The 16,336-nt window shown below is 53.2% G+C and carries 5 protein-coding genes; all 5 read left to right on the top strand.

Annotated elements, in window-relative coordinates:
• The first annotated feature begins 442 nt into the window (after positions 1-442).
• The 5 genes from BKD70_RS20645 to BKD70_RS20625 all read left to right on the top strand — a co-directional run bounded on the left by BKD70_RS20645 (position 443) and on the right by BKD70_RS20625 (position 16,295).
• Entirely contained in the window at positions 443-1,843 is a 1,401-nt protein-coding gene (locus BKD70_RS20645) for a hypothetical protein (protein WP_047274588.1), read from the top strand.
• A gap of 93 nt (positions 1,844-1,936) precedes the next feature.
• Positions 1,937-3,406: a hypothetical protein gene (locus BKD70_RS20640; RefSeq protein ID WP_047274587.1), complete on the top strand. Its 1,470-nt coding sequence runs from the start codon at positions 1,937-1,939 to the stop codon at positions 3,404-3,406.
• 567 nt (positions 3,407-3,973) lie between these two features.
• Positions 3,974-6,913: a Tc toxin subunit A gene (locus tag BKD70_RS20635; protein ID WP_080960329.1), complete on the top strand. Its 2,940-nt coding sequence runs from the start codon at positions 3,974-3,976 to the stop codon at positions 6,911-6,913.
• Between the two features lie 38 nt (positions 6,914-6,951).
• Positions 6,952-11,787 (top strand): neuraminidase-like domain-containing protein, encoded by a 4,836-nt coding sequence (locus tag BKD70_RS20630; protein WP_047274585.1) that lies wholly within the window; start codon positions 6,952-6,954, stop codon positions 11,785-11,787.
• Positions 11,784-16,295, top strand: coding sequence for a SpvB/TcaC N-terminal domain-containing protein (locus BKD70_RS20625; RefSeq protein ID WP_047274584.1), 4,512 nt, complete (start codon positions 11,784-11,786; stop codon positions 16,293-16,295). Before BKD70_RS20630 ends, BKD70_RS20625 begins: the two co-directional genes overlap by 4 nt.
• The last annotated feature ends 41 nt before the right edge of the window (positions 16,296-16,336 follow it).

Here is a 16,336-nt window from a genome sequence, read left to right as displayed (position 1 = left end):
CGGGTGCTGGAAGATGCGATTTGTCGAGGTTTCGCACCGCCCGGCTTGAGGGTGAACTTAAATTCTACTTGGCACTACCACAGATCGGCGCCCAGCCATTGCATTGCAATGGCTAGCGGTTACCAAGATGCCTCGAGAATTATCCAAATGCACTCAATGGATCGCTGCCCTCCCAGATTCATCGCTGGTTGCTCGACGCATTTCTTTAGTATTCCAGCACCTGATGTCAATCCGATCGTGAATGGCCCAGCATAGTCGAGCCCATCCACTTGATTACACGCTCAAGCGCGTATGAACTGCGCCAATGAGCGTGCAGTCGAATAAGGCGCTTCACCTGCGCCAAGACCATGCTTCATGGTTCGCGAAGACTGCCCGTCGAATATAGCCACCATCCAATCTCAGTGGTTATAGTCTCAGCCACACTAGGATGGGCAATGAATACATGACCTACGCACTGATAGACAACGCCACCCTCACTGCCGTCCAGCGCGCCACCGGCGCGGTTGCGGTCAAGACCAGCGATACGATCAATGGAGACCTGTGCGCGTTAGAGAATTTCCTGCAAGGCAACCTCTTTTACGACGACCTCCTCTGCATAGACAACTACAAAGCAGATCACAGAGAAAGCCGCAAGCAACAATTCCCCTACCTCAGGTTCTTGTCGCCTACCGAGTTCGGGCTGGACGGGGTTGATACGGTCGCTCAAAAAGAAGCATCGCTGATTCGTCCTGAAATTCGCGGCGGCGAGTTCGTGGATGAGGACTTTAGTGCCCTTTTGGAGCAACTGAAAATGAACATGGTCTGCACCTGGGATCAAGCCTCCAGTGTGTATTACCTAACCATGAGGATGCTGGGCTACCGTGCGTCCGACGACTATGGCAAATACAGTGCCCTAAGCGCAGCAATCTTCGCAGAGTTAAGCGATGCCAGTGAAACGCGCGGACGTTGGTCGAAAGATGTCAAGCTAGTGGGTTCGGATGGCCACGAATTCAGCAAGTCAGAGTTCACTGGAGAGTATCCTGGTGCCTACGGAGGTCCCTCCAAGCAACTCGAGATGTTCGTCGCCTCGCTGAACTGGCTCGCGTACAAATCAATTTATTACACGACTGCAGCCAAACACCTGAAAGCAGACTCATTCATTCATCCCATCAGGCATGCCTATCAAGTGCACTGGATGAAGAAAGCCGGCGCCTTCGGCCATGACTTCACCGCCCGCCTCCTGGCAAACCTCTCGGACAAAACCAGTACGAGCATTTCTGAAATCCAGTCGCACGGAGCAACTCAGACCGTTGCTTTGGACCTGCCCTTGTTTTCGGCATGGCTGACTCAATCCGCCGGAAGCGTTTCCGGTGCGATCGAGGCAGCTCGACAGATCCGCAGCGAAGACCATTTCGTAACGATGCGTGAAACCCTAAAGGCCATTCGAGTTGCCTTCGACGAGCAAGGGCTCGCGAGTGGAAACAAGCGCATCACCAAGCTCATGGATGATGTCGACAAGATTTGCGGCGACCTTAAACGCAGTTACGGTCTCAGGTCTGCCCAAGGTATCCAGGGGAGCTTTCTAATCAAGGCGGCAAGCTCTGTTACTAGTCTATTTGGGGTTTCGTTACCCGACCGGGATTTCGCTCTCTCCACTCCCGAGTTCATGAAGTCAGAATCGACTAAGGCGTTTACAACGGTTGTCAAGGACATCACCAAGGAACTCACTGCCATGGAGCGCTTGGGGGGGGTGCGGGATCTGATGGCCAGGTGCTTCAAGATTGAAGGTGAAGACTTCGGCGGGCCGAAGGTTCAAGAGCCAAAGTTCCGATGGGTGAAGTCTGGGTGGCAGATGCCTATGTGAAGTAGAGTCACCTGCGTATTTTAGGGGCTAATCCGTCATACGAAACGAATAGAATCATCGCGTATAAATACTGGACAATTAAGCAAGGACTGTATGAATTCTTTTGAATTTTTGCTCTTCCGCGGAAAGCATCAGCTGTCTTGGCGTGCCGATGCGGTAGATGATGTGTCAACGTTCGCAATGGACATTTCGCTGTGCTTCGCTCAATCCGTCAACCCTGTTAACAATCAATTAGCGATATCGTGCAGACAGGTATCTTCACCTGCGCTGAGAGAACGGATCAACGTTTTCGTTGAACTTTACAAAAAAATTGATCCCAAAACTTACAAGATAAAAAGCTTTATCAATCGGATCCCTGACGGGGAACATTTCTTCTATTTACCCAACATGAGTAAATTGCCTTCTGAGGCAGAGCTTCTGGCGAACATTGAGCTAATGGCGCTGGATGCAGGTCAAGACCCTGATCAAGCATTAGCCGCCTTCAAGGATAACCTCGGGCCGTTCTTCGATAACTACAAAATTGACGGTCGGATCACTGAAAAGAAAACAGCGATAGGCGAGCCGCTGAAAAAAGATCGCATCTGCCGTTTTTGCCATAATACTCGTCCATCCGCCAAGAATGACTCCCCTGAAAAGTTGGTTACCACATTCAAGCAGGAGGCGCATGCTATCTCTGAGGCCCTAGGTAACAAAACAATCATTCTCAATGAAGAGTGCGACGCATGCAACAAGTTCTTTGCCGAATCCTGCGAGAGGCATATCTACACTTACTTGAGATGCCTCGGAACTTTTTTCAAAGTCAAGAATAAAGACAATACCGTATCATCAATCATAGGCAAGAATTTTAAGTTACTTTATTTGTCTGAGGATAGAAAAAAGAAAGTACTGGAGGCGCAGGTAGGTTCTGAAATGGCACAGCCAGATGAGAACCGCTCAACACTGAAAGATCAGCTCTCATCTGAAGATCTGCAGCAAATCTCCACGCTAGATTTTTGCCTACAGTACACGTTGGAAGACGGCGCGCGCGCGCCAGAGGACAGGCCACCAGAAAGTCTGCCACTCAAGTTCAAAGAACAACTCAGCATGCAGCAAGTGTACAAGGCGCTGGTCAAATTTGCGCTGAGCGTTATGGAAACTGAAAACCTCACAGGATTCGAAAAAACCATCGAGTGGGTCGCTGGGGATCAGACCGTCGCCCGCTTACCAAAAATTGCGATTTTGCGGTCGTACGCCCATTTTACTAAAGGTGCTGAGCTAACCATTTACCGGAGAACCAATAACGGTGGAGGGCTCCCGCTGGCGATAGGCGAGTTCCAGTTCACATTCCAAAAGATGGTTTTCATTATTCCATCTTTCAATGAGGCAGAATCCAGCTTTATTGAAGACGACGAGTACGCCAATTTTTGGGATTTTAGTTTCTTTAAATCAGCACAAGGCTGGTATTTCCAGGACTTTTCGGATGAGCAGGAAAAAGACTTCATCTTCAACATGAGGTTATCTGAACTGCAATCACGCAATACAGGCGATCAGAAGCCGCGTGGTGACTCCTCTCCTGCCGCTTGATACCCGGAGGACGATAGCTGGGTAAGGACGATGGGTGTACTAAGCCCATCGTTCATATCACAGTATATGGTAACCATCCCATTAGTCTTAGGGACTTTACGAAATCCCAAGAAATCCAATCGGCGCCCTTCGAAAATTGAAACTCTGTAGGGTTCCCAGCCATCTACGGAAAGGAATTTTGTGATGGCAAGCCCCCAATGCGACTCCCTGCCCGGTACCGCAGCGTCCTCACCGCTGAGGAGCTGCCAAAGTTCGGATCGACCAGACGAGCGGAAAATCTCGTCCATGAACATAAATCGATGAACAATCGCATTCGTTTTGAGCTATTGAGCCAAGTGCAGTGCGCTGGGGAGCGTCTTATGAACATATGACATCGCCCACTTGTTAAATTGCGTATAGCAATCTGTGGCTCGCTTTACCGTTTCCTGCTGCTGTGCGTGCTTTGCGTGTCATTGTCCTTCTGCGCGGCCTTACACGACTCTGTTTATCCTGCCTGTTCCCTTACTCATTCAACGATCAGTCTTAACCGATCAAACGGTACGGTCTGACCGAGGCCAGCATTTGCCGATGTTAGCTTCGGAACGCCCTGCGGATTCCCTGCATGGCGTTCTGGAATTTATTGATATGTCGCAAATAATTGCTCCTGCGCTAAACAACTCGCCAACTGATTTAGTGCTCTCACTGGCGGCTATTGCAGATTCTTCGATGAGTGGCATGGAGAACTTCAATAAAAAGATGGTCGATGCCCAACTGTTCTCTGTCTTCGACATTGCGCGTGTTTCCAAAAAAGAGTTTTGCAATATTCTGACGGAGTTCACGGCTGAGGAAATGGCTGGAAAAATCTACGATCAAGCGCTGAGCTATGCAGTGCAACTTGAAATTCTCCACCGCCAGCAAAACGATTCGCTGACTGAAGATCAGCGTGTCAAACGCCAAATGTCAGCTCAATCTGCCAAAGGTGCTACTTACTGCTCACTGTTTCCTCAGGAATCGAATCAGGTATGTGCCCCGCAGTCCTTGGCGGCCATGGATTCGCCTGTGGCGTATCTGCGAGCCTTGTACCTGTTTGCCCTGCAATTGGAAAAGACCGGTACGGGAAACCAAACCAAAAAAACACTTTCTACACGCCGTGCCTCTTTAGAGAATCTGAAGATTGATGCGAACGCTGTGTACGCGCAAACCCCGCTGTTGAATATCATCAATGAGTTACTCCATGAGGGCATAACCAAAGCGTTGCGTGACAATAAGGACATATACAGCAATGCCACTGTTGAATACGTGTTAAAAACACATTGTTATCCTTTGCAACTGCCCTTCTATCTTCCTTATGAACAGTGCGTTTCAGCGCTCGGGGCTCACCACTTAAAACTGGGTGAGTTAAATTACAAAATCAGCCTGGCACTGCCGGTTACTCAACAGCCCAGTACCGCCTACGGCAAGGTTCAACAGGAAAGTTATGAAGCGCAACGCTTGCTGGCTCACCTCGGGCCTCATCAACAGGTATTGATAACCGATAATAAAGATCTCGGTGCAACCGCGAAGGAAAAAGATGCGTTCGCAAAAAAAGTCCTTGGGAGCACGTATGAATCTTTAAAGACACCCTCATGGTTTATGGAAAGTACAGATCTTAATGACGAGCACATGCAAGCGCTATTCTCGCTGGGTAAGTACCTTCCAGTTCAATCGACACAGTTACCCGGTAAACAGTCGGATGTTCATGCAGAGCTGAAACTGCCCACGATTAAAAAAGAGGGGAATGTCGCCACTTTGGATTTTGATAAACCTGAGCAACTCGACCTGGCGCAACGCATCATTCGATTGCAGCGCTGGATGAAATGCTCATTCAACGACGTCAAGCATTTTGTCTACAGCGTCAAACAGGCAGACCTGGAAAACGATAAGGTCATGCTCAATGACAATACGCTACGAGCCTTGGGCGTGTACCGCTACCTTGAAAAGCACTACACGCTGTCGATTGAAGAGTTTTCGGCACTCCTGCATCACCTGCCCGTCCATCAATCTGGCACCACGCGTTCGTTGTATGACCGGGTTTATAACCGTAAAGAGGCATTCAACGTTTCATTTAAACTCGATGGCAGCGCTTTCACACCTGACTCGCAAGATGATGCGTCACTGGAAGTGGTCTATCTGATATGTGCAAGCTTGGGTGTCCCTAATACGCGTGATGCTTTCGGGGTCATGGCCGCTCAGCTACACAAATATGGCCCAGAAACAAAAAAGGACGTGGCCACCTTTAGTGCTTTTTATCGGCAAGTTCGGATTGCTCGTCTGTTCAATCTATCGTTGGCAGAAATGTATCAGCTTGCAGAGTTGTTGGGGGGTAAGGATTACAGCAAACAGCTAGTGACCCCTTCTTTAAGAATGAGCGGCAGCAATACACCGCCTGACTTTCTGGATGTGTTGATGCAAATGGAGTGGGCCGTCCAATGGTTTAACAGTGCCGCCATTCGTCTTTCAACCATTCGACGTCAGCTCTTGCTGGATGACATGGATCCGGATGGCGAGTTGCAAGAAAAGTTGAGCACATTTGAAAAGCTGCTTGCTGAGACTGAACGTTATGTCTTGGTCGACGCTGATTTTTCTCAACTGACAACGCAAGGTGCACTTCAGCTGGAACTGTTGAAATTCACCAAAGGTCACGTATTGATTAAAACGATTTTAAAGGTCCATCCGCTACTTCCTGAAACACCTGATTTACCCAAGCTGAACAGCGCGCTCAAGAAGTTGGTCAAGGCCTACATCAGCCCTTCTGCTCTTGAAAAAATTCAAGATGAAACGGTTTCAGAGATGGCGTCGTTACTGGCACCCTATCTGGATACCGCTTATAAACGATTGTTGCCCTGGAAAGCGGCCTTGCTGGACGTATTTCCACAGGGCGGTACGGCTGCAGAACCTGCCTCGGTCCAAGAAAAGAGAATCAAACATATCGTTCACGGCATAACGGTTGCGCTGGGGAATCAAGACAGCAGGCGATTGTTGAAGAATAATATGCTGGCTGTGCCCAATGCAGCTGCATCGTTGAAACTACCCATTAGCCAAGCTGCTCTGCAGACATTTATCAACCATCCGCATTGGCTCGATTCACGCAGCCTGCCTGAAGGCTTTTTAAAGTTGTCGCTGAATACGCTTTACTTAATGACGCAGTTTCAGTTGATGCTGGTCGCCTACCGTGTGAGTGAAGCCAGTCTTTTTAATTACTTGGCGCAGGTCAATCGTGTCGAGTCCCTCAATGATGACCAGATGGCCATGTTGCTAGGCCGGCTACTGGGCTGGGACGCGGGTGAAATAAAGGTGCTGTTGGAAAATGTACCTTTCACGCGCGTCAAGTCGATCGCTCAACTTGACTGGGTTGTACGCTGCCATCAAACATCTCATAAAACAGGCCTTCCGGCATCGCTGATATTGGCGGCAACAAATCTGAATTCTGATATATCGGGACCTCAATGGAAACAGGTCGGTGAGGCGCTGATTGCGGCGTCTGTCTAAATAGTCTCGTTCAACAATATTGAGCACAAGGAATTATCATGTCGTCATTACTCAGTCAGCAAGTGAACGAAACATTCCGCGATGCGCTTCTGGCATTTTATTTGTACACCTTCGATCCTCTTAAAACAGATAAAGCCCCCATCGAGTCGGCCCCCCGCTCCACCCCTGAAGATTTATACAACTATTGGCTGCTGGATGTTCAAGTCAGTCAGGCGGTCATGACCAGTCGCGTTTCAAGTGCGATCAACAGCCTTCAGCAATACATCAATAACATCGCGTTGGGTTTCGAACCGGGGTACGAACAGGTCGGGATGAACGATGCACAGAAGTCCACTTGGGATAACAGCCTTCATTCCTACTCCCTTTGGCACGCGCATCAACAATTGCGTCATTTTCCTGCCAATTACATCAGCCCTCACCTGCGTATTGACAAGACCGACAGCTTTCAACAGTTAGAAAGCGATATTAGCCAAACCAACTTGCAACCCGGCCATATTAATGCCGCGGTCAACCGCTATCTGGGGCGGTTTGAGGAGTTGGCACAGATTCGCACGGTCAATGGTTACGTGGACGGTGACGCCAACAGTATGGCTAAGAGCCGCTATTATCTGGTTGGCAAGTCCAACGGGGAAAATGCTTTTTATTGGCGTTCCTTGGACCTGGCTAAACAGAATGGTGCCGGCTCTACCGGTGCCAACCCATCCGCCATGGACGCCTCAGCGCCCACTGCATGGTCAGATTGGCGAAAGCTCCCCATCCCCGCCTCCTATGACATTCCGGACCAAAGCATTCGTCCGGTGTATTTCAACGATCGCTTGTTCGTGGTCTGGGCGCAATGCAGTCAACCTTTGTCTGCTCTTGATGAGGCTGGCACTCCCGCCGAAGGATTGGATATTTTTAATCCCGAGCATATGCAGCACTTCATCAAACGCTACCCCCGCCTTCGCCTCTATTACTCGTTCTTGAAACTGGATGGCAGCTGGAGTTGCCCGCAGATCTGTATCGATGAGTACGCAACCAGCCGATGGTTGCAGAAGCTCTCGATGCAAGACATAAAATCCACGATTACCACGGTTGCAATGGTGGACCCGCACACCGCTCCGCCCTCCTTGTTTTTTGGCTTGGTCGCCGATACCGAACCTTATGCAGATACCTTTCCATTGGTGAAAGGGAAAAATTTCGATTTCTCTCATGCTGTGCGTCTGGACAGTAAACTCAATGTAACGTTGCTGCTGTCAAAGGATTCATTAAACAGTTTTTTCTCGATTGTTCAGGGCGATGCGCCCACTCAAGCCAGTCGTCACTTGGATATTTTTGCAGGTCATAACCGGTTCAAATTTAATTTTGTGGCACCCAGCATAAATGCCGTTGATGTGGCGATACATAAAAAGGAGATGCCGCATAAGGGCTCTGACAGGTGGGACTATCAAGGCACCCAACGCTATATTCAAGACCCTAAGCCAGGCAGTGCAAAGTTCAATAAAACCACCTCCAGCCTTGAGCTCTCAACACACACTGCACTGAGTTTTCCGTCATTCAAAAGTGTAGAGCTTGTTGTTCAACAGGACGGTTTTTGGTTGTTCATGCGGTTAACGGTTGAATCACCTGAGAATGCCCGCAGTGACAGTATCGTGCTCAAGAGTGACTCCTACTTGAATTTGAAGCACCCCCGTTCGACACGTCTGCTCAAGGATTACACAAGCATTGAACTGACCTGCAATAAAACGAACACAGTGTTCAAGGATTTTTTAACATCCGCCACGGCATCGCAAAACCCAACGAAGCCGGCGCCGTTCCAATATTTTGGACAGCCTCAATATTCGGAAAACTACATCCTCGACGGTGTCATGGTCTCCACTGAGTTGTTTAATTATTTATTTCATACTCAGAACACAACGTATTCGGCCAAACTCAAGGTTGAAGAGTCCAGCCAAGCCGCTGGCCTGCTACCCCAAGAAAATGAACTGCTGCTGGAGCGTATCAAGATCACCCGCTTTCAGCGTATCTACAAACAGGTGGTGATGACCTTGCCACCGCATGATAAAGAAGTAGAGGTTATTTACCCCTCGCATGTTCATATTACCAATACCCACCTGATAGGCGAAAGCCATGTCATGCGGCGAAACCTGGTGGGCGGAAAATTTGAACTGCCCGCAGGCCGAACGTTCATCACATCACTTAATATCACTGCCGAACAACTGCCAGACTACATAAGCCAGAAAAAGAAACTTCCCATTGTGCATGGCGTTCTGATACGAGAACAAAATATAGATGACATGAGGTTCAATATACTCGGGTATGCCCTCAAGGCTTTTGAGATTGTATTGAACGAAAATAACACGGCGGATATAACCAAGGGGCCTTGCATTACGCGCCTCTCTTCAGCACCGAGTGGTACGGCGGAATTCATAGATTTCAGCGACTCATCCATTGCTCAATTAAATGCCTCTCCCGGGGCATTCCGGGCGCCGATACGACTTAATACGACACTCGGGGGCGCACTCACCCAGGTCGCATCCGCCGACATGTCCGCGCTCTTTGCGTTATCTCACACCCACCGTGAGCCGCCACTGACCTCAAGTGCCGGGCTTGCTCCCCTCGACTTTCAGGGGGCGTACGGGAAATACCTGTGGGAGTTGTTTTTGTACATGCCGTGGCTGATTGCCCATCGGTTCAATCTGGAGCAACGCTACGCGGAAGCCGAAACCTGGCTCAAGTACTTGTTCGACCCAGCCCGCAAACACTCACAGGTATCCCCCGATCAACCCTATTGGGGGCTCTCAGCACTGAATTCAGACAGCGCGCATATGGGCTACCTGCACGATAACCCTGATGACCCCAATCAGATTGCACTCAGTGCCCCGGTGCATTTCAAACGTGCACTCTATGCCCTGTATGTCGATATTTTGCTTAATCGAGGGGATGCGGCGTACCGTCAAACCACCTCAGAGAGCCTTAACGAGGCCAAGTTATGGTACGTGCGTGCTCAGTCATTATTGGGCCCTGAGCCTTCTGTTCAGGTCGTTGATCCGTGGGCCTCTACCACGCTTGGCGATCTGACCCGTCATATCGACGACACATTGCGCGCGACTGAACGCAAAATGGAGCGTGCTGAATTTGACAAGCTGTCATCGGCCGATCACTCAAAACTGGCGCGGGCCATCCATCGGGTCAGCGACTCGCAGTTGCTATGTGTCCCCCCAGACAAGGCCATGTTGGCCCGTTGGGAAAAAGTGCAATCACGGTTATTTAATCTGCGAAATGATTTGGACATCACCGGTAAACCCCTGCGTGTCCCGTTATATGCCCCACCCGCCTCCCCTCGCCAATTGCTTAACCTCTATGCCAGCCCACGCATGGCCGGGGACGCTTCCTCGGTGCGTCGTCAACCTGCCCACGTGGGGCACTACCGATTCCAGACGGTTCACGCACTGGCGATGGTGGCGGTCGAAAACGTCGTGCAGTTTGGTAATGCCCTGTTGTCGATCATTGAGCGTCAGGATCAGAGTGAACACCTGCAATTGCAGCAGCAACAGGTGTGGCAACTTGCGGGGTTGTCACTTGAGCAACAAGCCCAGAGCCGGATTATCGATGAGAAAAATCAGGATGCCTTGATGGCAGGTCAGCGTATCGTTGAGGGCCGCATCGCGCACCTGGAGCATTTGATCAAAGAAGGCGTAAACGCCAACGAACAAGAGGCCACCCAGGAGCTTCAACGCAGTACCGCCCTGGATACCGTGGCCTATGGGCTACAAGCGGCGGCTGGACTGGCCATGTTGGTTCCCAATATTTTCGGTACGTCCACCGGCGGCTGGAGACTAGAGGGAGGGTTCTATGCCACCCAGGCGGGCATTCAGCTGCTTGCCAATGAAAAGCGCTCCAATGCCAACCATCTGGACCGCAACGAGGCGTTCAATCGACGCAATCAGGAATGGGAGCATGCACTGGGGCAATCGCGCCTTGAACTGGAGCACGTCAAGAAGCAAGTTCAAGTCTTGCGCGAACAGGCCAACAACACGCGCTTGCAACATCAATCCGCCGAAACCGCGCTTACTCAAGCCAAGTTGATGTTTGATTTGTTGGAGAAGCGCTTCACCACGCCTCAGCTGTACCAATGGCTGAGTACGCAGCTTTCTGCGTTTTATCTGCACGCGTATGACATGGCCCTTTCGCTGTGCCTCGACGCACAGGCCTGTTGGCACTATGAGCGCGCAGCATCCGACCGCACCTTTGTCCACGCCAGCCAGTGGAGCAGTTATCGCCAGGGCCTGACAGCCGGTGAAGGGCTCAAGCTCAGCCTGATGAACATGCAAGTGGCTTACCTGCAACACAATGCGCGGCCCATGGAAATCACCAAAACAGTGTCGCTCAGAAACCTGAAGGCCAAAGACCCGAATGCCACTCGAAACACCTCTTGGGACGACATGAGCGCAACACTCCAGCGCACAGGTTCCGTTGAGTTTGAACTCACCAAGGCGCTGTTTGACGCTGACTACCCGGACCATTATTTGCGCCGCATCAAAAGCATCAGTGTCACCTTGCCAGCGACGCTCGGCCCTTATGAAGACATTCGCGCCACCCTGACGCAAACCAATCACACCATCCATACCGCAGAGAAAGGTGAATTCGACTATTCGAGCCACCGTGTCAACGAACATATCGCGCTCTCAACCGGACTGAATGACAGCGGGTTATTCACGCTTAATTTCGAAGGGGATGATCGCTACTTGCCCTTTGAGTACACGGGTGCAGTGTCTGGCTGGAAGTTGTCATTCCCCAACCCCGCTGCGCAGTCGGCCATGCTGAGCAGCCTGTCTGACATCATTATTCATGTGCGCTATACCGCTAAACAGTTGGGGGGGCATGCAGGATGACGCAGCCCCAACAAAACGCTGCTGATGTCTTTACGCCTTCCATGCCCAAAGGCGGCGGTGCCATCCACAGCATTGGCACCGGATGGGGGGCCATCGGGATGACGGGTGAGGCTTCTTTTAGTATTCCACTGCCGATTTCAACTGGACGCGGTTTCACACCGTCGTTGAGTTTGAACTACAGCAGCACATTGGGTAACGGGCCTTTTGGCATTGGCTGGACCGCTGCCCCCGGCAGTATCCGCCGCGACACCCAAAATGGCGTGCCCCTCTATACCGACGCCGACGGGTTTATCGGCCCGTCAGGGGTGGAGCTGCGGCCCCGGAGAAACGCACAAGGGGTGATCGAGACCACGACCACGGCTCAGTTCAATGAGGTTCAACTCGACGCGACGTACACGGTGACCCGTTACTTTCCGCGCGTTGAGTCATCCTTTGACCGTTATGAGCACTGGGCGTCGAGTCATGATCCGGGTGGGTTCTGGTTGATCCAGGGCGCAGATGGCACCTTGCATGTCTTCGGTAAAACACAGGCGGCACGTTGCACCGACCCTGAGGTTCAACAGCATGTTGCGCAGTGGCTGCTGGAAGAAAGCCTCACCCCGCTGGGCGAACAGATCTATTACCACTACACGCGAGAGCGGGCTGAGCCACCCGTTGCGCCGGCTCGCGACTGCCGTGCGCAACGTTATTTGCAACGCATTTGTTACGGCAATCGCCAGCATCAGCCTCAGTTGGCCTTATGGACAACGACGTCGCCGCCGGTCAAACAATGGCATTTCGAGTTGGTATTCGATTACGGCGAACGCCCTCTCGATTTCAGTCAGGCACCGTCTTATGCGCCCCAACAGGAATGGGACGCGCGGCCCGATCCGTTTTTCACCTATGCCTATGGTTTCGAATGGGGCAGTCAGCGCCTGTGCCAGCAGATCCTGATGTTCCATTACTTCCCTGATGAGGCGGCCTTGGGCCCGGAGCCGGTGGCGGTTCGTCGATTGCTCCTTGAGTATGTAACCACCGAACACCGTGGGCGTTTGCTCAACGCTGTGCACAGTCAGGCGTTCGAGCCGTCAGGCAGCGCCCGTTACTGGCCACCGGTCGAGTTCACGTACAGCGCGTTCACCCTGGGCCCCCAATCGGGGCAGTTCGCGCCTTTTGCCGCGCTGCAAGGCCCCGGCGATGGCAAGGATTATCAGTTGGTGGACCTGTACAGCGACGGCATGCCGGGGGTGTTGTACAGCCAGAATCGCTCATGGCATTACCGTGAGCCTGTCAGAGACCCCGTTAGCCCTCAGCCGAACGCGGTTCAGTACGGGCCCTTACGCACGTTGCCGCAGATGCCGATTGCCACGGACCGCGAGTCATTGCGCCAGACATTGGCAGATCTCAATGGCGACGGTCAGCTGGAATGGATCATCGCCCAGCCCGCCATGAGCGGCTTTTTCACCCTAAACGCACGACGACGCTGGTCCAGCTTCGCCTCATTTGCCGCGCTGCCGGTCGAGTTTTTCCACCCCCAGGGGCAACTGGCCGACTTGATCGGCAATGGCGCTCCCGACCTGGCGTTGATCGGCCCGCGCAGTGTCCGGCTCTACCTGAATCAGGCCGAGGATGGCTTTGAATCGGGGCGGGATGTCGCGCATGTGCCGGATGACGACGCCTTGCCCTCACTGAGCCGTTCCAGCCGTACCGAAGTGGTGGCCTTCAGCGATATGCTGGGCAGTGGTCAGCAGCATCTGATCCGCATTCGCCACAATGAAATCAAATGTTGGCCGAATCTGGGCCATGGACGTTTCGGCAAGGGGTTTGTCTTTGCGACCCTGCCCTTCAGTTATGCCGAGTTCGATGCTGCACGGGTTTTGCTCGCAGACATTGACGGTTCAGGTGCCACCGACCTGGTGTACCTGGAGCCTGCCCATGCGTTGATTTTCATGAACCTGTTCGGTACGGGGCTGGTGGCTACACCTGTTCGATTGCCCTGGCCCCAGAACCTGATGTACGACAACGGCTGCACGGTCAGTGTCGCGGACCTTCAGGGGCTGGGCTGTACCAGCCTGATCGTGTCAATGCCCCATGCGACGCCCCAACATTGGCGTTATGACTTCGTCAGCGCCAAGCCGTATTTGCTCGTTGGCACGGACAACAACATGGGCGCCAGGGGGCTGCTGACATACCGCAGCAGCGCTCAAGAATGGCTGGATGAGAAACAACAGCGTGCTCGTGAGGGCCGGCCTCCCATCTGCGGTGTGCCGATCCCCCTGCACGTTGTGACGGAGCAACAGCACATCGACGCCATCACAGGCAATCGTCTGACCCGCCGCTTTAAATACCGCGAAGGGTTCTATAACGGTAACGAGCGAAAATTTCAGGGGTTCGGGTTATTGCTTGAAACAGATTCGGATATCTCGGGCAGTGACACGGCCACTGCGGCCCACACTCAAGCCGTGCTGCGCAAAACGTGGTTCCACACCGGCAAGGGCACCGACATGGTGCGCCGCGACTACTTCGACCTCGATCCGCTTGCTCAGCCTCTGGGCTATACGCTTGTCAGCCGCCTGCTGCCCGGCCAGACAGATGACACGCTGCTGGTCGCAACCGACATCGCGCCGTTGCTCAAGGACCTCAACCATGCGCTGACGGGCACGCAGGTGCGCCAGGAGGTGTACGCGGCGCGGGATCCGGCGGCCAGCGCGGTGCCTTATTCGGTCAGCCAGCAACGGTATCTGGTGCGCCAGGTAAACGGGCGCGCCTCCATGCTGCCCCTGCCCGTGGAGTCCATCAGTTATCGCTATGAACGCGAACGGGACGACCCGGCCTGCCAACACAGCATCCATTTGCGCTGGGATGCGTATGGCAGCCTGACCCATGGCGTGACGGTCTATTACGCGCGCCGCAAAACCCCGGACGATCCGTCCCCGTTCACCGATCCTTATCAGACTCAGTGGTGGCAAGACACCCACGATGCGTCCCAGCAGTCGTTTTACCTGACGGAGTCACTGGCGCAGTTCATACACCTTGACCAACCCCAACGGTGGCGCCTGCGTGTGCCGTATCGCCAGCGCACCAACGCCCTGGTGTTGGCCAAAGGCAGTGCTGCGAACAGGCTGTCTTCGGAGCGAATCCGTTACGAGACGTTTATCGATCAAGGCAGCGAGGGGCCTTTGAACCCGCAGGCACCACGCACACTGAGCGGTTTGTCGGTGCAGCATTATCACAACGTGCAAACGGCCTTGCCGTACCCCGCGGGCACGGCTGACTTTCTGGCCCTGGTGGATCACGTTGAAACCGCCGAGCTGGACGACGAGGCACTCAAGGCCTATGAGCACCTTCCGACGTTGCCGGGTGCCGGTGCTTTTGATCTGACTCACGCGCTCACCGAGGCGCATTACCATCGCGCCGAACTGTTTTTGCCGGACAACAACAGTGCGGTAACGCTGTGGTCGATCAGGAAAAACTTCACGCTGTATCACCCGGCCCACGGCTTTTACCGTGCCTACGGGGTACGTCCGACCGAGAGTCACGGGGTCACCACACTTGAGCATGATCGGTACGCGTGCCAGATTGTTTCGGTCAAGACGCCCGATGGCTGCCGCACCACAGCCCAGTACGATTACCGACTGCAATTGCCCGTCCTGATTACCGACCCGCAAGGCACTCAACAGCAAGCCCGGTACGATGCCTTCGGGCAGTTGCAGGTCAACAGCTATTTTGGCCGGGAGTTGGGTCAACCCGTGGGGTTTAACCCGTTGTCGGACTACCGCCGACCGGCTGACGACAGCCCGGAGTACGCCATCGGGCATCCTCTACAGGTACTGCAACAGGCCGCCAGCGCCAGCTTCTACACGCCCTTCAGCTGGATGGGGCAGATTGCACAGGCCGCACTTCGCCCTGAGTGGATCACTCAAGGTTACGTGCTGCCCAACGGGTATATTCGCGCCAGCGCACAGGCGGCCACGCTGGACCTTGAAGACCCGCACCAATTGCAATTGAGCCAGTTGATGCAGGCAGCGCACCGTGAGCCTGTACACGCCGTGGTCTTACAAGCCGACCGCTACCCTTCCCCTACCGATGAATACCAACCCCTGATCCGCATCAGCCTGACGTGCAGTGACGGGTTTGGACGCACGTTGCAGAGCAAACAACTGGCCCCAGGCGGGATGGCCTACACGATTGGGAGCGACGGCACGCTGAACCTGGACCCGGACGGCAAGCCGATCAGCCACTACAGCGAAACCCGTTGGCGTGTCAGTAGCCGGGTCGAGTACAACAACCAGGGCCTGGCCATTCGCAACTACCGTCCTTACTTCGCCAATCATCATCATTACATCAATGATGCGTCCCTGCGTTTAAGTGCCTACAGCGATCAGGTGTTCTATGACGCACTGGGGCGACCCACCCACACCCTCAATGCGCGGGGCGACCTGAGCCGCCACACGTACTGCACCTGGTACACCATCAGCGAGGATGAAAACGATACACACGGGCTGGACCACAACTTGCCCGCGGCTTGACCCGAGTTAAGGCACAGCTCGCAGGTGACTGCGAGCTGTGC

The sequence above is a fragment of the Pseudomonas sp. BS-2016 genome (assembly GCF_001806145.1).
Classification (GTDB): Bacteria; Pseudomonadota; Gammaproteobacteria; order Pseudomonadales; family Pseudomonadaceae; genus Aquipseudomonas; species Aquipseudomonas lundensis.
This window is presented reverse-complemented; position numbering and strand designations above follow the sequence as displayed.